Source organism: Mesobacillus sp. LC4 (assembly GCF_053543455.1).
Map to the genome: position 1 here is coordinate 392,251 of NZ_JBGCUB010000002.1, position 24,277 is coordinate 416,527.

General features: G+C 43.6%; 23 protein-coding genes. 21 read left to right on the top strand and 2 right to left on the bottom strand.

Annotation, left to right across the window (positions count from 1 at the left end; genetic code table 11):
• Positions 1-594 precede the first annotated feature (594 nt).
• Positions 595-2,259 carry a hypothetical protein gene (locus AB5I83_RS08495; RefSeq protein ID WP_448974480.1) on the top strand — a complete coding sequence of 555 codons (1,665 nt, stop codon included), beginning with the start codon at positions 595-597 and terminating at the stop codon, positions 2,257-2,259.
• Positions 2,260-2,270: 11 nt separating this feature from the next.
• Positions 2,271-3,461, top strand: coding sequence for a hypothetical protein (locus AB5I83_RS08500; protein WP_448974482.1), 1,191 nt, complete (start codon positions 2,271-2,273; stop codon positions 3,459-3,461).
• Positions 3,462-3,682: 221 nt separating this feature from the next.
• Here the strand turns inward: AB5I83_RS08500 and AB5I83_RS08505 are convergent, their stop codons facing one another.
• Entirely contained in the window at positions 3,683-4,345 is a 663-nt protein-coding gene (locus tag AB5I83_RS08505; RefSeq protein WP_448974484.1) for a sulfite oxidase-like oxidoreductase, read from the bottom strand.
• A gap of 431 nt (positions 4,346-4,776) precedes the next feature.
• Here AB5I83_RS08505 and AB5I83_RS08510 point away from each other — a divergent pair, with 431 nt between their 5' ends.
• From AB5I83_RS08510 to mtnA, 5 genes are all read left to right on the top strand, one after another.
• On the top strand, positions 4,777-5,892 hold the full coding sequence (locus AB5I83_RS08510) for a sugar ABC transporter substrate-binding protein (RefSeq protein ID WP_226643099.1): 1,116 nt from the start codon (positions 4,777-4,779) through the stop codon (positions 5,890-5,892).
• A 121-nt stretch (positions 5,893-6,013) separates the two neighbouring features.
• Entirely contained in the window at positions 6,014-7,498 is a 1,485-nt protein-coding gene (locus tag AB5I83_RS08515; RefSeq protein ID WP_448975257.1) for a sugar ABC transporter ATP-binding protein, read from the top strand.
• A gap of 1 nt (position 7,499) precedes the next feature.
• Complete coding sequence (locus AB5I83_RS08520) at positions 7,500-8,501, top strand: ABC transporter permease (RefSeq protein WP_226086115.1); 1,002 nt, start codon at positions 7,500-7,502, stop codon at positions 8,499-8,501.
• A 16-nt stretch (positions 8,502-8,517) separates the two neighbouring features.
• On the top strand, positions 8,518-9,741 hold the full coding sequence (mtnK, locus tag AB5I83_RS08525) for an S-methyl-5-thioribose kinase (protein WP_448974487.1): 1,224 nt from the start codon (positions 8,518-8,520) through the stop codon (positions 9,739-9,741).
• A gap of 12 nt (positions 9,742-9,753) precedes the next feature.
• The gene (gene mtnA, locus AB5I83_RS08530; protein ID WP_448974489.1) at positions 9,754-10,818 is read left to right on the top strand and encodes an S-methyl-5-thioribose-1-phosphate isomerase; all 1,065 of its coding nucleotides are present in this window, start codon (positions 9,754-9,756) and stop codon (positions 10,816-10,818) included.
• Between the two features lie 361 nt (positions 10,819-11,179).
• Here the strand turns inward: mtnA and AB5I83_RS08535 are convergent, their stop codons facing one another.
• The gene (locus AB5I83_RS08535) at positions 11,180-11,941 is read right to left on the bottom strand and encodes a DeoR/GlpR family DNA-binding transcription regulator (RefSeq protein ID WP_448974491.1); all 762 of its coding nucleotides are present in this window, start codon (positions 11,939-11,941) and stop codon (positions 11,180-11,182) included.
• Between the two features lie 357 nt (positions 11,942-12,298).
• On the opposite strand from AB5I83_RS08535, the gene AB5I83_RS08540 reads away from it, so the two are divergent.
• The 14 genes from AB5I83_RS08540 to AB5I83_RS08605 all read left to right on the top strand — a co-directional run bounded on the left by AB5I83_RS08540 (position 12,299) and on the right by AB5I83_RS08605 (position 24,193).
• Complete coding sequence (locus AB5I83_RS08540; protein WP_448974493.1) at positions 12,299-13,102, top strand: class II aldolase/adducin family protein; 804 nt, start codon at positions 12,299-12,301, stop codon at positions 13,100-13,102.
• 12 nt (positions 13,103-13,114) lie between these two features.
• Positions 13,115-14,665: an aldehyde dehydrogenase family protein gene (locus AB5I83_RS08545; RefSeq protein ID WP_448974495.1), complete on the top strand. Its 1,551-nt coding sequence runs from the start codon at positions 13,115-13,117 to the stop codon at positions 14,663-14,665.
• Between the two features lie 10 nt (positions 14,666-14,675).
• Positions 14,676-14,999, top strand: coding sequence for a BMC domain-containing protein (locus tag AB5I83_RS08550; protein WP_448974497.1), 324 nt, complete (start codon positions 14,676-14,678; stop codon positions 14,997-14,999).
• Between the two features lie 22 nt (positions 15,000-15,021).
• Positions 15,022-15,309, top strand: coding sequence for a BMC domain-containing protein (locus AB5I83_RS08555; protein WP_448974499.1), 288 nt, complete (start codon positions 15,022-15,024; stop codon positions 15,307-15,309).
• On the top strand, positions 15,306-15,764 hold the full coding sequence (locus tag AB5I83_RS08560; protein WP_448974501.1) for a BMC domain-containing protein: 459 nt from the start codon (positions 15,306-15,308) through the stop codon (positions 15,762-15,764). The genes AB5I83_RS08555 and AB5I83_RS08560 overlap by 4 nt, the downstream gene beginning before the upstream one ends.
• Complete coding sequence (locus tag AB5I83_RS08565) at positions 15,764-16,036, top strand: BMC domain-containing protein (RefSeq protein WP_306050607.1); 273 nt, start codon at positions 15,764-15,766, stop codon at positions 16,034-16,036. Before AB5I83_RS08560 ends, AB5I83_RS08565 begins: the two co-directional genes overlap by 1 nt.
• A 775-nt stretch (positions 16,037-16,811) precedes the next feature.
• Positions 16,812-17,087 carry a BMC domain-containing protein gene (locus tag AB5I83_RS08570; protein WP_167831228.1) on the top strand — a complete coding sequence of 92 codons (276 nt, stop codon included), beginning with the start codon at positions 16,812-16,814 and terminating at the stop codon, positions 17,085-17,087.
• The gene (gene pduL, locus AB5I83_RS08575) at positions 17,087-17,752 is read left to right on the top strand and encodes a phosphate propanoyltransferase (protein WP_448974503.1); all 666 of its coding nucleotides are present in this window, start codon (positions 17,087-17,089) and stop codon (positions 17,750-17,752) included. Before AB5I83_RS08570 ends, pduL begins: the two co-directional genes overlap by 1 nt.
• A 15-nt stretch (positions 17,753-17,767) precedes the next feature.
• On the top strand, positions 17,768-18,028 hold the full coding sequence (locus tag AB5I83_RS08580; RefSeq protein ID WP_448974505.1) for a EutN/CcmL family microcompartment protein: 261 nt from the start codon (positions 17,768-17,770) through the stop codon (positions 18,026-18,028).
• A gap of 23 nt (positions 18,029-18,051) precedes the next feature.
• Entirely contained in the window at positions 18,052-19,212 is a 1,161-nt protein-coding gene (locus AB5I83_RS08585; RefSeq protein ID WP_448974507.1) for an ABC transporter substrate-binding protein, read from the top strand.
• Entirely contained in the window at positions 19,209-20,543 is a 1,335-nt protein-coding gene (locus tag AB5I83_RS08590) for a CoA-disulfide reductase (RefSeq protein WP_448974509.1), read from the top strand. The genes AB5I83_RS08585 and AB5I83_RS08590 overlap by 4 nt, the downstream gene beginning before the upstream one ends.
• A gap of 16 nt (positions 20,544-20,559) precedes the next feature.
• Entirely contained in the window at positions 20,560-21,393 is an 834-nt protein-coding gene (locus AB5I83_RS08595; protein ID WP_448974511.1) for a CoA transferase subunit A, read from the top strand.
• Positions 21,390-22,112, top strand: coding sequence for a CoA-transferase subunit beta (locus AB5I83_RS08600; RefSeq protein WP_448974513.1), 723 nt, complete (start codon positions 21,390-21,392; stop codon positions 22,110-22,112). The genes AB5I83_RS08595 and AB5I83_RS08600 overlap by 4 nt, the downstream gene beginning before the upstream one ends.
• A 335-nt stretch (positions 22,113-22,447) precedes the next feature.
• Entirely contained in the window at positions 22,448-24,193 is a 1,746-nt protein-coding gene (locus tag AB5I83_RS08605; protein WP_448974515.1) for a helix-turn-helix domain-containing protein, read from the top strand.
• Positions 24,194-24,277: the final 84 nt, after the last annotated feature.

The window sequence follows — 24,277 nt, forward strand, 5'->3', positions numbered from 1 at the left end:
TTGAAGAGAGTAGAGGCTTGGTATGCGCAAAGTCTGGATTGTATATAACGCACTTGTTTTATTACTAATATCCTTATTTGTATTTTTGGATATAATAACCAATAATAATAGTTCTAACTATTCTATAAATATGATTAATGCTCAAATAGCGATGAACATAGTTGCTGTAGGTATTTTCTTAACCCCCATATGGATTATTTTGCTTATAGTATATAGGTCAAAGATGAATAAGAAGAGTTTTCTTATTGGTTTATTTTTGTGGGGATTGACCTTATTAGTTAGTGTTTATCCTATAATGTCGACAGTCGGGAGGGCATTTTTTTAGGAATCAATTGATTAATTGAGGTAGAAGTGTAGGAATTAGAACATAATACTTAACGCTCAGAGATAACCTCTGAGCGTTTTTGTATGTGGATATTTCGACAGGTGCCTGTCACCGCCCGAAATTTGTCGAATATATCGAAGAGCAAACTGTTTCCATTTTAAGTGAGTGTCTCTTTACTATGATATCAACTTCCTTTTTTTAGTATTATTCACTAGATTTGTCTAGTATAATTGTACTATTATAATCGTTTTAATAAGGTAGGTAATTATATGACAACAACGCTCGCATTGGATCTAGCGGAAGAAATTCCTCCAAACGGGGATTTACCTCCATCTCAATCACTGCTGCAACAGTATGAAAAGATGATTGTAACGACATTGATCCGTTCATTCGCACTTGATTTTATGTTCAAGGACCAAGATGGCGGAAATATCGATACTCCGGTTACGGCGCGTGAATTTGGCTTGAAGGATGAGGCGGCTCAAGCTCGCTATCAGAACCGTGGAGACTATCAAGATAAAAGAGTGAAGAATAAATACCATCAGCATGCGAACTACTCTAAACGAAATGCTGAGGCAAGCAGCCTTCGCAAAGATGGTAAACTGATAGATTCCTATACAAATCAGAAGATGTCCAGGAACGAAGCTCAGGATATGGATCATACGATTGCTGCCAGTACAATACATAATGATCCAGCTGTATATTTAACAAATTTAAACGGTGTTGATTTAGCCAATGCTGACACCAATTTGAATCATACGAACTTTTCTATTAACCGTTCAAAGAAGCACAAGGACATGAAGCAGTTCATTAATGAACTGGAGAAGAATCAGGCAGCAAGCGAGGCAAGGATAAATGTGCTGAAAAAGAAAGGCGATCTTTCTGACAAGGAACGCGGCGAGTTGAGAAAACTTGAAAATTTAAGCAAGGCCAATATTGAGATGATGGCGGAGGCAGATAAGAAAGCGAGAAAAGCATATGAAGGAACAATTCGCACAGCTTATTTAAAGGATAAAGAAACGTGGAAAAAACTCAAGACAGATGCGGTATCGCAGGGCATGAAGATGGGACTTCGCCAAGTTGTTGGCATGCTGCTTGCTGAGATGTGGATGATTGTGCGCAGAAAATTCCCGCAGATTGTTGCGAAAATGAAAGAAGAATTCTCGCTAAGCACTTTTCTAAAGCAGGTTGGTGAAACCTTTAAGGAAGCTTTTATGATGATAAAGGAAAAATTCTCGTCGTTGATTAAATCATTTGGCAATGGCGTGCTTGCCGGAATTATGGCTTCGCTTTCGACGTTCTTTGTCAACCTGTTTGCAGGTACAGCGAAAAATATCGTCAAGCTCATTCGCGAGTTTTGGGGCAGCATCACGGAAATCTTTAGTTTGCTTGTATTCAACCGAGATCAGTTGGCACCGGGTGACTTGATGAAAGCTGTATCAAAGATAATTGTCATGGCAGCATCGGTTGCTGCGGGAACATTTATTGGCGAAGCCTTCAGTAAACTTCCGATTGCTCAAATGCCAGTCATTGGCGAGCCGTTGACCATTTTTATCGGGGGAATGACGACAGGCATCCTGAGTATTTCGCTTCTGTATTTCATCGATCATTCCAAAGAGGTAGCAGAGTTAGTCAATTTCATAAACAAATTCGAGGATCAGCTAGTGCGTAAAATTGAATTTTACCAACAGCTGAATGTTGATCTGCAGGCGAAGGTAAGCGAACTTGCTGCTCTCTCATTGGATGAGTTGCATGCTCAAATCGAATTGGTCAATAAAATGTCTTCAGGTCTTGCGCTGGCAAAGAACCCGGATGAGGCAAATGAAGTAGTCACGCGCACTATACAGGAAATGCGCCTGGATTTGCCATATGAAGGCCGTGACCAGCTAAAGGAACTGCTGCGTGATAAGTCTGTAACGTTACATTTCGGTTAGGGAGTGAGAGGATGGGTTTCTTTTATAAGCTGCGTGACATGAAGGATACAATCAGCTATAAAATGGAAGATGTGAAGGATTTTGTCGTTGAAAAGGCAGTGGATGCCAGGGACCTAGTCAGTGATAAGGCATTCGATGCGAAATATGCAATTGAAGATAAGGTTAGCGATCTAAAGGATTTTGTGGAGGATACAGCTTATTTCGTGTCGGAAAAAGCCGAGGATACAAAAGATTTTATCTTAGACAAGGCTGCAGACACGAAGGATTTCGTGAGTGACAAGACGTTCGATGCGAAATATTATATTTCCGAGAAGATACAGAATAAATCTAGAGCAGATCTAGTGGAAATAGGTTCATACGTGCTTTTTCCTGCCCAAATTCCGCTTAAAGCAGTCATGTCAGCCGTGGGGAAGAATTCGGCATATGGTGTCCAGGAGAAGAGCGATTATTTAAATATGCGTATTGATATCCTTGAGAAGCAACAGGATCAGGGAAAAAACTTGAATGAAAAACTAACTGCGCAATTTGAGGATATCCGAAAAGTCAAAGAGCAATTACATACACAGCTTGAGTACTTTGCAGAGGTATTCGAGAAGATTCATAACCGTCCGACGTACAATATCAAATTTGATGGGCATGAGAGGACCTTTGATGAACTATTCCGCCATGCCAATATTGACTCGGATTTTGCCATGTTCGACTCGTATTTGCTGAAAATTTATGATGAGGATGCAGGGATTATCGATGGTCTCATGCGTTCGCCGGTATTTGCAGCCATTTTGAAATTCCGCGAGAGAGCCCTGAAAAATAAAATCGATCATGCGGTTTCAGAGGTCAACCAATGTATTGAAAATATGAAGGTGGTCAATGACTATCTTGCCAGCCTTTCATCCACCGCAGCAGTGTTGGCAAAGGAACTGCATGCAATAGAAGAAGTCTTTTGGGATTTCTTGTATGAGCTGTCAGAAACAGTTGATAATAAACCTGATTTCGAGAGATTTACCGAGGATGAAATTACACTGCTAGATACAAACATCAAGCTTGTCCGTGTGATTGTCGCGCTCTTAAATACCCATCTATTCGAGGAAACAGCACCAGATGCAAATGGATTGAAACCCATCAATCAACTAGGTGTTGAGAGAGTTGCGAAGGAATCTGAAGGGACATTGGGCGACATGGGGACGGTTCTTGTATCCCAGTGAGTCAAAACCAACGGATTTTAAGTTGTGATAAAATTCAAATTATTAAACAGAACTGTCTTTGATGCCTTATGCCAAGAAGGTATTCTTCAAACATAAAGAATTAATCGATCAGTTCTATTCTCGAAAAATGGCTAATCTCTTCTTACGCATGAAGTAAGAATGTTTAATAAATAGAAAAGAGAGAAAAACAAGTGATTGTTTTTCTCTCTTTTCTACTTCACTCAATCAAAATCTTTCTTCTCCCATTCATCCTCTGGCAGGTACATGTCGTCGCTTGAGAATCTTTCTTCTTTGAAAGGATCGGCGTTGTTGTGGAACCCGTTGCTTTCCCAGAAGCCGCTTTTATCTTCTTTCATGAATTCGAAACCTCGAACCCATTTTGCGCTTTTCCAGAAGTATAGTTTCGGAACGACAAGTCTCAGTGGCCAGCCGTGCTTTTTTGAAAGAGGCTTTCCATCATAGGAGTGGGCGAGCAGTACATCGTCGTCCAGCATCATTTCAAGTGGAAGGTTTGTTTCATAATCGTAGTCGCCGTGTACCATTACAAACTTTCCGTTCGGTTTAATCCCACAATGCTCGAATAGGTCTTTTACTTTCACACCGGTAAATTCAGTGTCGAATTTTGACCACCGCGTTACGCAATGGATATCACATTTAACCGTTGTCTGAGGCATTTTTAAAAGATCAGTATACGTCAGTACAATCTGTTCTTCTACCTCTCCGAAGATTTTAAAGTCCCATGTGTCCATTTCGTATTCAGGAACTTCTCCCTCATGCAATATTGGAAACCTCTCTGTCAGGACCTGGCCTGCTGGGAGTCTTCCCTTCAATTTCGGATCCACTTCTTTTACTTTCATCTTTTTTATGCGCTCTGCTTTTAACATCTCTTCCCCTCCCTGATTCAATATTCTGTTAAATTATGTTCGATTCTACCATTCTCACTCTTCTTATACAAATTTTATTTTGCTTTTGTTTGTTTCGTGTTTGTTTTTGAATAATAGGATTTTTTATAGAAAATAAAGATTTACTAGATTTAAAGGGGAAGATTTATAGTTCCATTGTAAATACATATGGAAAAATAGTTTCAAAAAAACCTGAAAACAACATAAAACAATAAAATTATGTGGGTTTCACGTCCGAAAACCAAATAAATTATAAACAATTCAAAAAAAACATTGTAGAAAGGTAGAATGTCATGATAAAATTTAACCAAACATGAAAGCGCTTCACAATAGATTCCTCTATCTATTAGGAATGACAGAGATACATATGGCTCGATAGACTGGAATCCAACAAAAATTTAGGGGGAAAAAAGATGAAGAAAAGAAATTTCTTTAAAACTGTTGCCGTTTCAGCTATGGCTATGAGCTTATTGTTGACGGGCTGCTCTTCGGGTGGGTCAGAGCCTGCGAAAGGGAACGAAAAAGTAAGCTTTGAAAACGTCCCTGAAGTGTTCAAAGATGGAAATGACATGAAGATCAAGGTAATCAGGAAGATCGGCGGCGACGATCATACTGCTCAATTCCTTGCTGGTGCTAAATCTGAAGGTGAAGCATTAGGCTTTAAAGTAGATGTGTTTACTGCAAATGGCGACACGGCGAAGTTCCATGATGCCATTGCACAAGGGCTTCAAGAAGACTATGACGGTTTCATCATTTCCCATGGTGATGATGCTGCTACTGTAGATGATGTAAAAAAATTGACTGAAGCTGGAAAGAGTGTCGTTACTTTCGACTCAAACGGCGACTTGATGAATGTTGACGGAGTTACGTTAACTTCTCAAGATGACGAAGCGCTTGCAAAGTTAGCTTTGGATCAGTTAGTTAAAGAAACAAATGGTGAAGGAAATATCGTGTACCTTTGGGTTGATGGATTCCCGCCAATGGTAAGACGTAACAATGTATATAAAGATGTTCTTGAAAAGAATCCTGGCCTAAAAGAAATCGAACGTTTCGGTGTAGCTGCTGCTGATACATCTGTTCAGACACAGAACGCTGTTGCTGCCATGCTTAACAAGCACAAGAAAGGTGAAATTGACGCAATCTTCGCTACTTGGGATGCGTTCGCGATTGGTGCAGCTCGTGCGATCAAGGAAGCTGGCAGAGATGAAATCAAGATTTACGGTATCGACGTTTCTAACGCTGACCTTCAATTGATGCAGGAAGAAGGAAGTCCATGGGCATATACAGCGGCTGTTGACCCTAAGCTGATTGGTGAAGTGAACATGAGAATTCTTGCAAAGAAGCTTGCTGATGAAGAAACTCCGCAAACATATGACCTAGAAGCTTCGCTGATTGACCAAAAGACGCTTCAATCTTCTGATTCTCCAGTGAACATGCAGACTCTTGCTGACATCATCGATGGATGGGGCAAATCTGATGCTTTCGAAGAGGATTGGATGAAGACTCTAAAGGATCACTATAAGAAATAAGTATCTTGATTCATTGAAGGTACATGGGAAGCGCACTCTCTTATGGACTTTAAGAGAGTGTTTGCTTTAGAAGTGCAATTGCCGGAAGGTGGGAAAGAACGTGACTAGAACGTTGCTGGAAATGAAGAATATCACAATTGAATTTCCAGGAGTAAAGGCCCTGGACGATGTTAGCTTCTCAACCGAAACTGGTACGACACATGCGCTGATCGGTGCGAATGGCGCTGGTAAATCAACTTTAATGAAGGTGCTTTCTGGTGCCTATAACCATTACACCGGTGAGATCTACCTTAATGGTGAGAAAATTGATATTCGCACACCGAAGGATTCTCAGGATTATGGAATCCAAATCGTCTATCAGGAAGTGGATACGGCATTGGTTCCGTATTTGACGGTTGGTGAGAATATCATGTTGAACGAAACCGTGAATGATATGGGCAAAAAGCAAATCGTCAGCTGGAAGGAAATTCATCGAAAAGCTGCTGAGATCCTTGCCAGTATGAATGTTAAGGTATCTACTAAAAAACTTGTCAGCGAACTGACGCTAGCTGAGAAGCAGATGGTCCTGATTGCCAGGTCTATTTTAAAAGATTGTAAGTTTCTGATTCTTGATGAGCCGACAGCTCCGTTAAGCCACTCTGAAACAAATGAGTTGTTCCGGATCGTCCGCGATCTCAAGCAGCGTAATGTTGGGGTCATCTTCATTTCCCACCGCTTGCCTGAGCTGTTTGAAATCTGTGATGAGATAACGGTTATGAGGAATGGACAATTTGTCATCAAGGAAAGAATTGCTGAAACAACACCAAACCGCGTAATCGAATATATGCTTGGGCAGAAACTTGATGATCAGTTCCCGAAAAAACAGGTGACGATAGGCGATACGCTCCTTGAAGTGAAAAATCTTCATGATGAAGGTGTGATCAAGGGGATTTCCATGCATGTAAGGGCAGGGGAAGTGCTCGGAGTCGCCGGGCTTGTCGGAGCCGGAAAAACGGAATTATGCAAAACGCTGTTCGGTGCAACCAGGAAAACGGCCGGGGATATCATCCTTAAAGGGAAAACATTGAGAATCAAGAACCCTCACCAAGCGGTTAAACAGGGGATCGCACTTGTCCCGGAAGAAAGAAGAAAAGAAGGGATCCTTGTTGCAGAGCCGGTGTCGAGCAATTTGAGTTCTGCCAACCTGAAGCGTTTCACTAAGTTCCTTGGCTTCCTCGATTTTAAAGGGGAGAAAATCAAGGCGCGGGAAATGATCGGCAGCCTGGGCATCAAAACTCCTTCTGAAGACACGAAGGTTCAGAATTTATCAGGCGGAAACCAGCAAAAAGTCGCAATCGGCAAATGGCTTCTCACGGATGCGGAAGTGTATATCTTCGATGAGCCGACAAAGGGAGTCGATGTTGGGGCGAAGAAAGATATATTCGAATTGATTTCCGGACTTGCCCAGCGTGGGAAAGCGGTCATTTATGCTTCGTGTGAACTATCCGAAATTGTCGGAATCACTGACCGTGTCTATGTCGTTTATGATGGGCAGATTTCAAAAGAGCTTGAAACGGCAAAGACCAACGAAGAAGAACTATTATTCTATTCAACAGGAGGCAAGTGAGATGAGCGTTCCAAATCCTGCTCCGTCCAAACAGCCAGTAAGAAAGACATTCGACTTTTTTGACTTTTTATATAAGTATGGGACGATTCTTACTATATTTGTGTTGATTGCAGTGTTTGCAATCTCGAATCCGAGTTTTTTACAGGCGAATAATATCATTAATATCCTGCGTTCCATTTCGATTGTAACGATTATCGCGATCGGTATCACGATTTCTTTGACCGTCGACGGCTTTGACCTGTCTGTCGGTTCAGTAGCATCCCTTTCGAATGCGGTCGTCATCTCGATGTTTGTATGGTTTTCACAAAATACCTTCATTGCGATCTTGTCAGCCATTGCCGCTGCATTGATTGTCGGTGGATTGAACTCGTTCATGATCGTGAAAATGAAGATTCCTGATATGCTGATGACTCTGGCGACAATGTTCATCATTCAGGGTATTGCCCTGACTTATACAAAAGGTGCAACCGTTTCACAGAACATGGTTATGCCTGATGGGACTTTCTCGGAAGGTACCATCAGCCCATTATTCGCAAAAATAGGGCAGGTACCGTGGATCATCTTGATAATGGTTGTAGTTGTCATATTGGTCCATATCCTTTTGACGTATACAAAGCACGGAAGATATATGTATGTAATTGGCGGGAATAAGGAAGCAGCAAGGCTCTCCGGTATTCCGGTCAATAAATATAAAATTGCAGCTTATCTACTATCAGCTACATTCGCAGCGATCGGCGGTATTGTCCTCGCTTCTCGTGTCATGACAGCTGAAATCAATGCTGGTGCTCCATATCTGATGGAATCGGTTGCCGCAGCATTCATCGGCTTCTCCGTCTTTGGAGCTGGAAAGCCGAACGCACTGGGTACATTTGTCGGAGCGGTCCTGATCGGGATCCTGGCGAATGGACTGGTCATGATGTCTGTTCCGTATTATGCAATGGATATTGTAAAAGGAACAGTATTGGCATTTGCATTGGCGCTTACTTACTATAAACAAAAGTAAAGTGGGGGAATAAAAGATGGCTATTTTTACAACTGAGTATTTTACAATGACAGAAGCAGATGCGATTGAATACGCTAAGACTCGACTCAACTTTTTTGACGAAGATGCTGAGCTTACGTGCAAGGAGATTGGCGACGGCAACCTCAACTATGTTTTCAGATTAGTAGATGAAAAGAATAATAAGTCTGTCATCGTTAAACAAGCCGGTCCAGTAGCGAGGATTTCGGATGAGTTCAAGCTTTCGCCTGACAGGAACAGGATCGAAAGTGAAATCCTTGAACTCCAGAACAAGCTTGCTCCTGGTTTTGTGCCGGAAATATACGGTTATGACCCAATCATGAATTGCTGTGCGATGGAAGACCTTTCAGATCATGAAATCATGCGTACGGCACTGATGAACCATAAGAAATTCCCGCTATTTGCAGACCACATCACTACATATATGGTCAATACACTATTGCTGACAACGGATGTTGTGATGGAGCACAAGGAAAAGAAAGAGCTGGTAAAAAGCTTCATGAATCCAGAGTTATGCGAAATTACTGAAGACCTTGTGTACACAGAGCCATTCTATGATTGTTCGCGCAACGATGCGTTCCCGGCTTCAAGAGACTTCGTCCAGGAAACGATCTGGAATGATAAAGCTCTTCAACTTGAAACTGCTAAGCTAAAGTTCGAATTCATGACAAATGCTCAATCGCTTCTGCATGGCGATCTTCATACAGGTTCAGTTTTTATAAAAGAAGACTCTACGAAAGTGATTGATCCTGAATTCGCATTCTATGGCCCAGCTGGATATGACGTAGGGAATGTCATTGCCAACCTCACTTTCGCGCTGGCGAATGCGAAGTACACAATTGAGGATGCGGAACAAAGGGAAGACCAAATCGAATATCTTCAAAATACGATTATCGATATTGTTGATCTTTTTAAAGAGAAGTTCGTTAAAGCATGGGATGAAAAAGTGACGGATCGTACGGCACATTACGAAGGCTTCAAAGAGTACTATTTGGATTCTGTCCTGCGAGATACAGCTGCTGTATCAGGGCTTGAGCTTTGCCGCCGGATCATCGGGCTTGCCCATGTAAAAGACATAACCTCCATTGAGGATGCAGAAAAACGTGCAGCTGCAGAGAAAGAGTGCCTGACAGCTGGTAAGCGATTCATCATGGAAAGAGGAACTTTGAAAACTGGTGAAGATTTTATCAAAGTCGTAAAAGAAAGTTTCAACAACATCTAGGAGGTAGTGCGAATGGAAAGACCAGTGGATGCAATTCAATCGGTCAGACTCGATGATGAGAAAGATATGCTCGTCTTGTTGGACCAGACACTTTTACCAAATGAAAAGAAATTTCTTGAATTGAAGGAACTGAAGGATATTTGGGATGCGATTTACTTTTTGAAAGTAAGGGGTGCTCCGGCAATCGGGATTGCGGCCGCGTACGGAGTTTATCTTGGCACGAAGAAATCCGGAGCGGACTCTTATGAAGAGCTGTATGAAGATTTTAAAAAGGCGAAGGATTATCTGGCGTCTTCACGTCCTACAGCTGTGAATCTTTTCTGGGCGCTTGACCGCATGGATGCCCGCTTTAAGAGAGAAGAAGGCAAGAGTGTGTCTGAAGTGAAGGCTGCATTAAAAGAGGAATCGGAATTAATCCGTGCTGAAGATGAGAAGGTGTGCGCTTCAATTGGCGAGTATGCTTTGTCATTGTTAGAGCCGGGCATGGGAATTCTCACGCATTGTAATGCTGGTACGATTGCCACTGCCAAGTATGGTACAGCGCTTGCGCCAATTTACCTTGGCCAGGAAAGAGGGTACGATTTCAAGGTTTTTGCTGATGAAACACGCCCGCTGCTTCAAGGTGCCCGTTTGACTGCCTGGGAGCTTCAGGAAGCAGGTGTTGATGTAACCTTGATCTGCGATAACATGGCATCCATTGTCATGAAAGAAGGGAAAGTCCAGGCGGTTCTTGTCGGATGTGACCGTGTTGCGGCGAACGGAGATTCAGCCAATAAAATCGGGACATCTGGTGTAGCCATCCTTGCGAAACACTACAACATTCCATTCTACGTGTGCGCACCGCTATCGACGGTCGACCTGGAATGCAAAACTGGCGACGACATCCATATCGAATTAAGACCAGCGGAAGAAATCACGACACAGTGGTACGAAAAGCCGATGGGGCCAAAAGATGTACAAACCTACAACCCAGCCTTTGATGTAACAGATCATAGCTTGATTGCAGGTATTGTCACAGAAAACGGAATCGCATATGCGCCATTTGCGGAGAGTCTTCCGAAGATGTTTAAGAAATAGTATTGAAGGAGCTGGCAGAGAGATCTGCCGGCTTATTTTTTTTGGGGTGGGGACATGTGCTTTGGTAATGTTACGGGAAAGGAAGAGTATTCGTGTATTAGAATTAATAGGCGGAGAATTTCCGGCTAATGTATATAGATGAAGTTTAAAAGGCAGATATAAGCGGAGGAATTCCGGTTAACTACCCTAAATAGGCCGAATTTTAAAGATTTTGTTTGTATAGGCGGAATATGTCCGCTTATTTTTAAGGAAATATTGATATTTCCCAATATAAACGGAATTTTTCCTCTTATTTTTTCAAACATCCTTCTCACAAAGCCAAAACCAGGTCACCCATAGGCGACCTGGTTTATGGTTTTCTTCACTCACACTCCACTAACTCGACGCCTTTGTCTCTTAGGAATTCATGCCATTCTCTTGGCAGGTTTTCGTCCACGATAACGGTGTTGATGTCCTCGAATCCGCAAATGGTAGTGAATGATGTTTTATCGAATTTAGTATAATCGGCAATCAGAAAAACTCTATTTGCGTGGTCGGCTGCAATTTTTCTAATGACTGCCTGCTGTTCGTTGGAGTCTGTGATTCCGTGTGCCTTGCTGACAGAACGGCAGGAGATGAAGGCGGTGTCGAAAAAGTAGTGCTCCATATTGGTTTCCGCATTCCGGCCTAGATTTGATAGAGAGGAACCTGCAAGAGTGCCTCCGATGACCACTAATTTAATGTTTGGGTTGCCCATCAATGTGGTGACTACCTTAATAGAGTTGGTTACTACGGTTAATTTTTGGTCGGAAATCAACCCTGCGATGACAAGGGATGTCGTGGAGGCGTCGAGAAAGATGGAATCACCGCTTTTTATATAGGAAAGTGCTTTGGCGGCAATCTTTTTCTTGCCTTCAACGTGGATGAATTCGCGCAAGTTCACATCAACGTCGTTTTGCACTCCTTCAGAAATATAAGCCCCGCCATAGGTACGGGTAAGGAGACCTTCATCCTCGAGTTGCTTCAGGTCACGCCGGATCGTTTCTTCCGTCACTTTGAACATTTTCGTCAGCTCGGAAACGGTAACGCTTTTCTTTTCGATAATCAATTCTTTTATCTTACTTTTACGGGTTACATGTAACATCGTATTCTCCTTAATGCCATTAGTTATTTTGTATTATACCACTTTTGTTTGGGTTTATATAGAAAAGAAGAATCCAGGGATGGTTATTATTTCATCAAACGAATCCTGCTGCATTTTGATAGATTATGAGTAGGGAATACAGGTGTGAGGCGGCTTTTAACTATAACCATAATAGACTTATTTATGGTCTGTTGTCTGTTTATGTGGTTTTTGGTGGGAAAATCACAACAAAACAGAAATAAACATTGACAAAACTAAGGTTAAGTAAGAATATTAGAGTAAGAAGATTGGGGTTTTTTAAGATTTATATTGTTTTACAAAACCCACTTGCAAGTGAATAGTTAGGAGATGTAATAGATGGTTACGAACAACAAGTATCTGTCTGATTTCGAGGCAAAGAAATTGATTTGTGAGATTGGCAGAAGAGTATACAACAAGAACTTTGTAGCAGCCAATGATGGCAATATTTCTGTGAAAGTTGGTCCGAATACGATTTGGACGACACCTACAGGAGTGAGCAAGGGATTCATGACACCGGACATGATGGTGAAAATGGACTTATCCGGAAAAGTGATTTCCGGCAAGTTAAAACCATCTTCAGAAGTGAAGATGCACTTGCGTGTCTATCATGAAAACCCAGATGTGAATGCGGTGGTCCATGCCCATCCACCTGTAGCCACTTCCTATGCAATTGCAGGGATCAGCCTGGATCAGCCGGTTTCCCCGGAAGCGGTCGTCATTTTAGGAACTGTACCAGTTGCTCCGTATGCTACACCTGGCACACAGGAAGTTCCGGATTCAATCGCTCCATATTGCAAGGATTATAATGCGGTTCTCCTTGCCAACCACGGTGCGCTTACGTGGGGAAGCGACCTTATGCAAGCATACTACCGCATGGAATCACTTGAACACTATGCGCTTATGCTCATGTATTCCAACAATATCATCAATAAGACGAATGAGCTGAATTGCGCGCAAATATCCGATTTGATCGACATCCGTGAAAAGATGGGCATCAAAACGGGTGGAGTGCCAACTTGTGATAATGGAGAAAGAGTGAAGACTGCTGAAAAAGCAGAGCCTACACAAAGCAATGACCAACTGATTGAATCTATCGTCAGGAAGGTTACTGAAGATGTGTTGAAAAAATATCTTAAGTAAGGGGGAAGCAATTTGAGCACCCAGATTTCTGAACAGGATATCAAAAAAATCGTTCAATCTGTCCTGCAAAATGTTGAAGCTGTGATGAAAGAGATGCCGCAGTCTGCTCATGCTCCTATGAAGATGAAGCAGGCTGTCCATCCTGAGCAGCAAAAAGCAACAGCGGCCAAGCAACAAATCTCTACGATTCAGCCGCAAGGGGAGCTTGGAGTATTCGCTTCGATGGAAGACGCAGTCGAGGCAGGCCACAAGGCGCAGCTTGAATTTATGAGGAGCTTCCAGCTGAAGGACCGGGAGAGAATTGTTTCTGCCATCCGGCAGGCGGTTTTGGCGGAAAAAGAAAACCTCGCCGATATGGTCCATGAGGAAACAAGGCTTGGCAATGTCGCCGATAAAGTTGCCAAGCATGAATTGACAGCTTTACATACACCAGGAACTGAAATCCTGAAAACAGAGGCGTTTTCAGGTGATGATGGTTTGACCATTGTTGAGGAAGCACCATTCGGCTTGATCGGGGCAGTGACGCCGGTGACAAATCCGACTGAAACCATCCTCAATAACTCAATTGGAATGCTCGCTGCCGGCAATGCAGTGGTGTTCAATGTCCATCCTTCTTCTAAAAATTCATGTGCCTATATGGTTCGATTGTTAAATAAGACAATCAAAGCTGCAGGAGGACCTGAAAATCTGATCACAATGGTTGGCAATCCTACCCTGGATACGATGCAGGTCTTAATTGATAGTCCGAAGGTTCGTATGTTAGTAGGAACGGGTGGCCCCGGTCTCGTGAAAACACTCCTTAAGTCTGGTAAAAAGGCGGTTGGAGCCGGAGCAGGCAACCCTCCGGTAATCGTGGATGATACAGCCGATTTGGAACATGCTGCAAAATCAATCATTGATGGAGCATCATTTGATAACAACATCCTGTGCATCGCTGAAAAAGAAGTATTTGTCCTCGACTCTGCTGCTGATGATCTGGTTTTTCATATGCTGAACAACGGAGCGTATATGCTTGATCAATATCAGCTAGAGAAAGTAATGAGCTTTGCTCTTGAAGAAAATGAAAAGCAAGTCGCGCAGGGATGTTCGCTAGATTCGAAGCGAGAATATCATGTTGCGAAAAAATGGGTAGGCCAGCCGGCGTCGGCTTTTCTAAAAGAATTGGGAGTTGTAACGAATGGTGAGGTCAGGCTGCTTATAGGTGATGTCGATTTTGACCATCCATTTGTCCAGCTGGAGCAAATGATGCCAGTCCTTCCAATCGTGCGGACTAAGTCACTGGATGAAGCAATTGATTTTGCAGTGAAGGCGGAGCATGGAAATCGTCATACGGCAATCATGCACTCCAAGAATGTTGATCATCTAACTCGATTTGCAAGAGCAGTCGAGACGACCATTTTTGTAAAAAATGCTTCATCACTAGCTGGAGTTGGGTTTGGTGGCGAAGGCTTTACAACGATGACAATCGCCGGGCCTACGGGTGAAGGAATCACTTCGGCGAAAACTTTTACAAGACAAAGGCGCTGTGTGTTAGCCGAAGGTGGATTTCGAATCATAGGGTAGGTGATGGAAGATGGCAAATGCAATTGGATTATTGGAAGTGCAAGGGTATAGTGTCGCCCTGGCTGCAATGAATCAGGCTTGCAAGGCGGCGAACATAAAGATCGAGGGAATGGATTGCAATAATCCTGCTGCCGGCGATCATGCACCAATACCGGTCGTAATCCAGGTGAAATTCACCGGATCGGTCTCGGATGTTAAAGTCGCGCTGGAAGCTGCAGAACATGAAGCCGCAAAGTATATAGATGTAGCGGATGTTTCTGCTCATATGATCTCTTCTGCATCGAAAGGAATCGAGAAACTTCTTCCGCTGGGAAAGGTCAAGATTAAGTCTTAAGTCATGGCGAGAGGTGAGACAGGTGAAGCATTCACTGGGAATCATTGAAGTCGTCGGAAATGTAAACGCTTTAACCTGCGCTGATAGAATGATCAAATCCGCATACATCGAGATTGCCAGCATAAAAAGGATTGGAACCGGAATGGTGTCCATCATCATCACCGGGGATTTGGCATCTGTCCAGCATGCAATCGAGGTGGGCCAGGAGACAGCAGCCGAACATGGGGAACTGATAGCGGCCAGGGTGATCCCAAGGCCATATGAAGGTTTGGAAAAGCTGACGGATTCAGCAGAAGGCGGTGAACAATGAACCGATACGAAGCAATAGGTGTCATAGAAACACAATATTTTACCATCGCATCCGAAATATTGGATGCTGTATGCAAAGGGGCAAACGTTGAATTTCTGACTTCAGAGAATTACCTTGGCGGCAGACTGGTCAGTTTGATTATCGGAGGCAGTGTCTCCGACATTAAAGCTGCAATCGAAATCGCAGGACAGGTCTGTGAAGGAAAGCCGGGCAATCCGCTAAAAATGGCCCTTGCCATCATGAATCCGCATGAAGAAATTATGAAATTCATTGTTCCAGCCCAATTGGCTGCAGATGCGGAGGAGACGGATACTGACGTGAAAAAAAGCAAGGATATGCTTGGCGAGGTTTATGAAGCAATGAAAGATGCTGACATAGATGACATTGATGTTGAGGAAATCATTGATGAAGTAAAAAGTCGTAAAGAATTTAACGAATCTGAGGAGGAAAAATGATGAATGAATCGATCGGTTTAATCGAAACAAGAGGTCTTACAGCAGCAATTGAAGCAGCAGATGCAATGTTGAAAGCAGCCAACGTTGAGATCGTAGGCAGCGAAAAAATCGGATCAGGATTAGTATCCGTTATCGTCAAGGGTGATGTAGGAGCAGTCAAGGCAGCAACAGAAGTCGGAGCAGAAGCAGCACAGCGCGTCGGAGAACTAGTGGCAGTCCATGTCATCCCAAGACCGCACGGTGATATCACAAAGCTACTGCCAAATTTGTAAGTAGGTAAAATTTTCAGGGCAAATAGACAAATTACTTCAAGTTCGGACAACTCTGGGAGAAAAAATCCTAAACTTGTCCGAAGTAAGTCCAAGTTCGGACAACTTTGGGAGAAAAGATCCTAAACCTGTCCGAAGTAAGCCCGAGTTCGGACAACTTTGCCAGAAAAGATGTCAAACCTGTCCGAAGTAAGCCTGAGTTCGGACAACTTTGTCAGAAAAGATCTCAAACCTGTCCGAAGTAAGGCCGAGTTCGGACAACTTTGGGAGAAAAGATATCAAACCTGTCCGAAGTAAGTCCGAGTTCGGACAACGTTGTCAGAAAAGATCTCAAACCTGTCCGAAGTAAGTCCGAGTTCGGACAACTTTGGGAGAAAAGATCCTAAACCTGTCCGAAGTAAGCCTGAGTTCGGACAACCTTGGTGGAAAAGATCCTAAACCTGTCCAAAGTAAGCCCGAGTTCGGACAACTTTGCCAGAAAAGATGTCAAACCTGTCCGAAGTAAGCCCGAGTTCGGACAACTTTGGCAGAGAAGATCTCAAACCTGTCCGAAGTAAGCCTGAGTTCGGACAACTTTGGCAGAAAAGATCTCAAACCTGTCCGAAGTAAGCCTGAGTTCGGACAACTTTGGCAGAGAAGATGTCAAACCTTTCCGAAGTAAGCCTGAGTTCGGTTGCAGTGAAGGAATCATGTAGTAACTCGTGCAGAAGTACTCAATTTCAGCAATTTCTATAACTTAGTAAGCAAAAATTATAAACAATTTCAGGAGGAATCATACATGAACGGATCATTAGGGATTATTGAAACAAGGGGTCTTACAGCGGCAATTGAAGCAGCGGACGCTATGCTGAAAGCAGCAAATGTTGAAATCGTTGGCAGTGAAAAAATTGGCTCTGGACTTGTATCTGTTATCGTGACTGGTGAAGTAGGAGCTGTAAAGGCGGCGACTGAAGTCGGTGCTGAAGCGGCTCAAAGAGTTGGAGAGCTTGTTGCAGTTCATGTCATTCCAAGACCGCATGGAGATGTAGCAAAATTATTGACTGGAATTAAATAATGATGAACATCAATCATCAAGAATTATTGTCTGAGATTACGAGATCCGTAGTTGAGGAGCTGAAGAAGCACAATCTTTTGGATCAACCGACACAAAAAGAATATGTCCCTGTCAGTGTATCCGCCAGGCATGTACACCTTCAGCAAGAACATGTCAGCCAGCTGTTTGGCGAAGGATACACTTTGACGAAGTTGAAAGAGATCTCTCAGCCGGGACAATTCGCCTGCAATGAGCAAGTAACGATAGAAGGTCCGAAAGGCAAAATCGAGAAGGTGCGGATTCTTGGGCCGCTAAGGAGTCAAACACAGGTGGAAATCGCGAGGACCGATGCCAGGAAACTCGGCCTCAACCCTCCTGTCCGCAACTCTGGCAATCTAGCAGGCTCTTCACCGATCTCGATTATCGGTCCTAAAGGGAAAGTGGTTTTACAGGAAGGATGTATCATTGCCGATCGCCACATCCACATGACCCCGAAAGACGCTGCACAGTTCGGCGTCCGCGATAAACAAAAGGTGTCTGTCCTAGTAGATGGAGAGAAGGCGGGTATCATGGGGCAGGTTATGATCCGGGTAAGAGAGAACTATGCACTGGATATGCATATCGATACAGATGATGCGAATGCATTTGGACTGGCAGGTAACGAGCTGCTAAAAATTATTCCCTAAAAGGGGGCGTGAAACATGATCATGGGCCGGGTAATCAGCAATGTCGTATCAACGAGAAAATATAATGAATTGCAAGGGTTCAAGCTCCTTGTCATCCAGCCTTATTTCGGGGATGTGGAGGATAGCTTCGTGGCGGCGGATGAAATTGGCGCTGGTATTGGAGAGCTAGTCCTTGTTTCCAGGGGCAGTGTGGTGGAAAACGGCCTGAGCAGGAAGGCACCGATCGATGCTGCTGTGATAGGCATCATCGATCATGAACCATTAAAAAAAGATTAAGATGACAGGTGGTGGAAACTCAAATGTTTTCAATCTTAAAAGTTCTCGCAGTCGGCGATCCTGCAGTCTATGCGTACACAGATCCTCGTTACTCCATCGTCGACACCTATAATAAAGCGAAGGAAATGCATGTCCATTTCAAGATTGTTCCGTGGGTGGATTATTATGGCATGATGATGGAAGCGCTTGAAGGAAAGAGTGACTTTGATATTGTGATGGTGGCCGGCCATCTGTGGCTGAAGGATTTTATAAAAAAGGGCCTTATCGCTGAAGTAAATTATACAAAACACCAATCCTACAATGAAGTCGACATAATGGAAGAAATCCGTACCGAAGTAACATTTGAAGGGAAACCATACCTGTACCCATCTTTTTGCGATGGGCATATTCTTTTATATCGAAAATCCCTGGCTGAACAAGCCTTTGGCGGCAAGCTTCCTGATGTGATAGATACAGATACAATCATTTCACTTGCGGAAAAACTGCACGGCCAGGATGGGATGGCTGGGATCAGCCTGAAGGCGCACGAAAGTGAAATCTTCCTTGATTTCCTTCCTTTTTTACGTAATGAAGGGATTGATGCATTCGACGGTAAATCGTTCCGCCCTTCTTTTAATCAAGAAAAAGGAGTACAGGCACTCGAAAAGTATCTTTCCCTCAGAAAGTTTGCTCCTGAAGATTCACATACATATGGCAATGACGAAGTGAGGAAAACGTTCCAGGAAAAGCGTGCAGCACTTGCGATTACATGGGGCGGGCAGCTTGGATTTGTCATGGATGACCGCTGCCTCGAGAAAGAAGATGTTGGTTTTGCGATCATTCCTACAGCGTGGACTGTGACCTGGGGATTTGCCGTCAACAAGAATTCGCCCAATAAAGAGCTTGCGAATGAATTCCTTCGTTACTTAACTGCTCCCCCCATAGACCGGGTGGTCGGCAGCTACTCGGGTGCTCCTATAAGGAAATCCTCTTATGAGGCAGGGCACCATGAGTGGTATCCAATTTTACAGGAATCCATTAACCGTTATGCAAAGCCTTTGCCGAAGATGGATGATGCTGGGGATAGAATGGCATCTTTATATACTCACATCCATCAAGCTTTTATTGGGAAAGAAAGTCCTGCCGAAGCTCTACAGGCAGCGGAGGATGAAATTTTAAAAATAATGTCCGGGAGAAATACATGATGAAGCTAATCGTAATTGGCGGAGTTGCAGCAGGAATGTCTGCAGCTTCCAAACTAAGCAGAATGGACAAGGATGCCCAAATCACTGTGTATGAGCGCGGCAGCTTTCTGTCGTATGGTGCTTGTGGACTTCCGTACTATGTTTCTGGAGAAAATGACGATTATACAAAAATGATCGCCCGGACAAAAGAACAATTTGAATCAATGGGTATGGAAATCCAATTAAGGCACGAGGTCGTCAAGGTCGTTCCGGAAAAAAAACAGGTCATGATCCGCGATTTAGAGAGTAAGCGAATGTTCCTCGACAGCTATGATAAGTTGATGATTGCCACTGGCACGCATCCAATCGTCCCGCCTTTCAGCGGCAGGGAATTGGAGAATATTCATGTGCTCAAGACGTTGGAGGATGGGATCAGGCTGCAGGAGATAGCCAGCAACCCAGAGGTGAGGAATGTGGTCATCGTCGGCGGGGGCTATATCGGTATCGAGGTAGCTGAAGCGATGGGCCATCTCGGCAAGAATATCCGAGTTATTGAACTGTCAGACAGGATCATGCGGACCTTCGATAAAGAAATAACCGACATGGCTGAAGATGAGCTTCGCAAGCAGGGAGTCCAGCTGAACCTGAATGAAAAGGTCCTGGGCTTCACCGGCGAAGGAAAGGTTGCGAAGGTTCAAACAGATCGTGGTGAATATGAAGCAGACCTGGTCCTTCTGTCCCTTGGCGTGAAGCCGGCAACTGGTTTCCTTGATGGCTCCGGAATTGCCCTTGCTGAGAATGGGGCGGTTGTGATTGACAGGGAAATGCGCACGAACATCGAGGATATTTATTCAGCCGGGGATTGCGCCCTTGTCTACAATAAAGTCATGGAAGAAAACAGCTATATCCCGCTTGGGACAAATGCCAATAAATGCGGCAGGCTGGCTGGTGCGAATATTGCTGGAGATCACCAGAAGTACGTCGGAACACTCGGCAGCGCGGCCATCAAGGTTTTTGACCTTGAGATGGCAAGGACGGGAATGTCAGAAGATGACGCGAAGAAATTGAACATGGATTATACAACTGTTTTTGTAAAAAGTGCGGACCATCCGGGTTACTATCCGAACCAAACTCCGATTTGGATTAAGCTGATCTGCGAAAAAAGGACACGGAGAATTCTTGGTGCACAGGCAATTGGCAACAAAGGCGTTGTATTAAGGATCGATATTTTCGCAGTCGCGATCCACGCGAATATGACAGCTGACGACCTGGGAATGGCAGACCTATGTTACGCGCCGCCCTTTGCAGGAGTTTGGGATGCGGTGCATATCGCCTGCAATGCAGTAAAGTGATGGTGGTGGATTTTTTATGAAGAAAGTGAAGAGTTTAGCAGAAGCAGCAGCTTATGTGAATAATGGGGATACAGTTGCGTTTGGAGGGAATGTCCTCCACCGCGCCCCGATGGCATTCGTCCGTGAAATTGCCAGACAGGGAAAAAAGGAGCTCAAAATTGTAAAAACAGCAGGAGCCCATGACATTGATCTTTTATGTGCGATGGGCAGTGTTGCGTCAGTGGATGCTGGCTTTGTCAGCTATGAGACCAAGTTCGGTCTTGCATCACATTACCGGAAAGCGGTGCAGGACGGCAGCGTTAAAGGGAACGAGCATGCTTGTTATACAGTAATTTGTGCCCTCCGCGGAGCCCAGATGAATGTACCTTTTATGCCGGTAAAAGGACTGGTTGCTGGCGAACTTCTGGAGAAAAATGATTATTTTATGGTCGTGGAGGATCCATTCAGCGGAAATCCCGTCACGCTTGTGAAAACAATTGTTCCTGACGTTGCTGTCATTCATGTCCAGGAATGCGACGCGCATGGGAATGCACGTATTTATGGACCAAAGTTTGAAGATGTGCTGATCAGCAGGGCAGCTAAGAAAGTCATTATCACCACTGAACAAATTGTTCCTGACAGTAAAATGAAGCTCAATGCAGAATACGTCGATATCCCTTCATTCTTGGTCAGCGCCGTCGTCCATGCGCCAAAAGGTGCAAGTCCGACTTCTTGTTATAAAAAGTATGACATTGATGAGAAATCACTGACGTCTTTTATCGGCATGAAAACAAAGGAAGAAATCCAGGGCTATCTATCAAGCTATACATCGAAAGATCATCAAGGGGAAAGGGTGGCTAACAGACTATGACACAATCTTATCGACCTGTTGATATCATGACATGTGCCATCTCCAATATGCTGAAGGACGGGGAAACGGTGTTCCATGGTGTCTCATCGCACCTGCCAATGGTCGCAATGAGCCTGGCCAAGCAAATGCATGCTCCAGACTTAGTTCACCTGAACATCCCGGGCGGGGTCAATCCCGGCTCCATCCGGCATGCATCCTACTCTTCTGCTGGTGCTGACTTGCTTGATAGCGGAGAAGCCTATTTCCCACTGGAAGAAGTGTTTGACCTCTCGATGCGAGGACGGCTGGATGTGGCATTCCTTGGAGGAATCCAGTTTGACATCAATGGAAATGTAAATGCATCGGTAATAGGTGACTACCATCGTCCGAAGCTTCGCCTGCCTGGTGGAGCAGGAAGCGCCGTGTTAATACCGACAGCGAAGAAAGCGATCATTTGGCGGACGAAGCACGACATCAGGACCTTCGTCGAACAAGTAGACTTCGTTACTACAAGAGGGAACCTATGGAAAATCGTGACTCCGCTCTGCGTATTCGAATTCAAAAACGGCAAACTGTATCTCGACACCATCCACCCAACCTCTTCACTTCAAGAGGTAAAAGACAATACCGGATTCGAACTGCTTTATGATGAAATTAAGTACACGGCAGAACCTACGAAAGAAGAACTTGTGATGCTGAAAAAGATAGACCCGTTTGATTATCGGGCGATAGAGTTTTAAGTGGGACGTAGGGACGGTTCTCGCGCCCCATTCGTCATTCTAAATAAATGAAGAGGAGGGACATGGGGACGGTTCTCATGTCCCTTCATTCATTTTTAGGTACATCAATCAAATGAGCGGGACATAGGGACGGTTCTCTTGTCCCGCTCGAAAGTCGAATGAGGGGTGCGAGGCTGAAGAGAGGTACAAATTAAATATGAAGGTCCTATCTCAAGTATTGTAAAGCAGTGACTTTTAAGAAGCCTAAAAGAACAAGGAAATGTTGATCAGATGACGTAAGATTGATTTCCTTATATGATGGTTTTAGATACCATCGAAAAGGGGCGGGGAACCAAATGAATACTGAGAAGCAGCTTATGAGTTTAATAAATGCTACTAAGGCTTTGACTTCTACCAGGGACCTTGATGAGGTTCTCCAATTGATTATAGAAGAGGTACTGAGTGTCTTCGATTGGGCGGACGCGAGTGTTCTATTCCTTTTGGATTCACAAAAGGAATACCTGAAGGCTAAGTCTGCTGTCGGTTTTAATATGGAATATATGGGGAAAGTGGCGCTTCAGCCTAATGAAGGAATGAGTGGCAAGACGCTTGTATTGAAGGAGCCGTTGTTGTTCACTTCTGGCACTGATACATATAAGGGGATGTCCGATCTCTCACCAACGAATATGGATTTCTACCAAAAATCGCTTGGGAAAGACCACCAGATACCGACAAGCACAATCTGTGCCCCGTTGATTACGGAAGGAAATTGCATCGGCGTGCTGACGATTGATAGCTTTTCAGAAAACGTCCAGTTTAATCAGGCAAACCTTATGCTTCTTCAGACCTTCGCTGCCCAGGCCGTAATTGCTATTGAAAATGCCACGCTGATTTCCAGGAATGAGCGTTCGAACCGCATTCACCGGGAATTAACAAAAGTGTATATGTCAAATCAGGATTTAGCTGTAATTACCAAGACACTATCAGAATTAATCAACAAAACGGTAGGCGTGTTTAATGAATTTTTTGATTTGCTAGCTTATACAGATAAGAAAATTGAGAAAATCAGTGATTTTATTAAAGAGGAAGGCTCGTGGAATGGTGAGCTGCCGCTTAATAAAAAGGTCTACATTGAAGGAGATGAATATCAGGTCTACTTCTTTTCGATCACAATCGATAAAGAGCTGGCAGGGGTGCTGATTGTGGCAGCTGAAAAGCATGAAGTGCTTGATTCCCTGGATATCTTTGCGATTGAGCAGGCAACGACTGTTTTTGCACTGGAAATCCAATCATTGAATCAGAATATCTCCAATCAGTTCAGTTATCAGCGTTCAATTATGAATGATATTTTAAAAAATCCCGATAAAGGCATGGATATCCTTAAAAAAAATGGCTTATATCGAAAGAATGATGTTTATGCTTTTTTGACAGTGGAACTAGCTGACAATTACGACCATAATGGCGGGATTGGGTTAAAACCAAGCTTTTCCCGGCAGCTTCACAGGAATCTGACCCTTGTTCCGGAGGTAACCCTGGTTTATGAAGACGGCTTTCGCTTTTCTATTTTATTTTCCCTAAGGGAGACGGTAGTTGAGGCTGACTTTCATAAAAAGATTCGTGATTTCGTGTCCAGCCTGGCAGAACGATTCCCGCTCCACGCTGGAGTAGGCAGGATTTTTAGTGCTTTTTCCGACATTCATTATTCCTTACAGGACTCTTTAGTTTGTGTAGATTATATAAAGCAGATTGACCATCCTGGCTCATATTTTATGACGTATAAGGAGCTTGGGATGTACCGGCTATTTCTAGGTATGGATCAAAAAGAACTTGAAGGCTTCTTGAGAATGGACCTCTATAAAATACTAGAATATGATTACCAGCATAACACTGAACTTGCAGCAACATTGGAATGCTATCTTGCCAATAGCCAGAGTACCAAGAAAACGGCCGAAATGATGTTTCTTCATGAGAATACAGTGAAATACCGGATCAATAGAATCAAAAAGATTCTGGAAATTGACGATTTGGTTGGAGAATTGGGACTAGAACTTTATCTGGCGTTAAAAATCAATCAATATCTAAATAAGCCGACTTTGTCTTAATGAGACAAAGTCGGCTTGTTTACTTTGTCTGATTCAGACATATAATTAAATTTCAGAATTTTATATAATTATCAGTAAATTAAT

Coding starts and splice junctions, on each gene's coding strand:
- AB5I83_RS08495 (WP_448974480.1), top strand. CDS start 595: ATGACAACAACGCTCGCATTGGATCTAGCGGAAGAAATTCCTCCAAAC.
- AB5I83_RS08500 (WP_448974482.1), top strand. CDS start 2,271: ATGGGTTTCTTTTATAAGCTGCGTGACATGAAGGATACAATCAGCTAT.
- AB5I83_RS08505 (WP_448974484.1), bottom strand. CDS start 4,345: ATGTTAAAAGCAGAGCGCATAAAAAAGATGAAAGTAAAAGAAGTGGAT.
- AB5I83_RS08510 (WP_226643099.1), top strand. CDS start 4,777: ATGAAGAAAAGAAATTTCTTTAAAACTGTTGCCGTTTCAGCTATGGCT.
- AB5I83_RS08515 (WP_448975257.1), top strand. CDS start 6,014: ATGAAGAATATCACAATTGAATTTCCAGGAGTAAAGGCCCTGGACGAT.
- AB5I83_RS08520 (WP_226086115.1), top strand. CDS start 7,500: ATGAGCGTTCCAAATCCTGCTCCGTCCAAACAGCCAGTAAGAAAGACA.
- mtnK (WP_448974487.1), top strand. CDS start 8,518: ATGGCTATTTTTACAACTGAGTATTTTACAATGACAGAAGCAGATGCG.
- mtnA (WP_448974489.1), top strand. CDS start 9,754: ATGGAAAGACCAGTGGATGCAATTCAATCGGTCAGACTCGATGATGAG.
- AB5I83_RS08535 (WP_448974491.1), bottom strand. CDS start 11,941: ATGTTACATGTAACCCGTAAAAGTAAGATAAAAGAATTGATTATCGAA.
- AB5I83_RS08540 (WP_448974493.1), top strand. CDS start 12,299: ATGGTTACGAACAACAAGTATCTGTCTGATTTCGAGGCAAAGAAATTG.
- AB5I83_RS08550 (WP_448974497.1), top strand. CDS start 14,676: ATGGCAAATGCAATTGGATTATTGGAAGTGCAAGGGTATAGTGTCGCC.
- AB5I83_RS08560 (WP_448974501.1), top strand. CDS start 15,306: ATGAACCGATACGAAGCAATAGGTGTCATAGAAACACAATATTTTACC.
- AB5I83_RS08565 (WP_306050607.1), top strand. CDS start 15,764: ATGAATGAATCGATCGGTTTAATCGAAACAAGAGGTCTTACAGCAGCA.
- AB5I83_RS08570 (WP_167831228.1), top strand. CDS start 16,812: ATGAACGGATCATTAGGGATTATTGAAACAAGGGGTCTTACAGCGGCA.
- pduL (WP_448974503.1), top strand. CDS start 17,087: ATGATGAACATCAATCATCAAGAATTATTGTCTGAGATTACGAGATCC.
- AB5I83_RS08580 (WP_448974505.1), top strand. CDS start 17,768: ATGATCATGGGCCGGGTAATCAGCAATGTCGTATCAACGAGAAAATAT.
- AB5I83_RS08585 (WP_448974507.1), top strand. CDS start 18,052: ATGTTTTCAATCTTAAAAGTTCTCGCAGTCGGCGATCCTGCAGTCTAT.
- AB5I83_RS08590 (WP_448974509.1), top strand. CDS start 19,209: ATGATGAAGCTAATCGTAATTGGCGGAGTTGCAGCAGGAATGTCTGCA.
- AB5I83_RS08595 (WP_448974511.1), top strand. CDS start 20,560: ATGAAGAAAGTGAAGAGTTTAGCAGAAGCAGCAGCTTATGTGAATAAT.
- AB5I83_RS08600 (WP_448974513.1), top strand. CDS start 21,390: ATGACACAATCTTATCGACCTGTTGATATCATGACATGTGCCATCTCC.
- AB5I83_RS08605 (WP_448974515.1), top strand. CDS start 22,448: ATGAATACTGAGAAGCAGCTTATGAGTTTAATAAATGCTACTAAGGCT.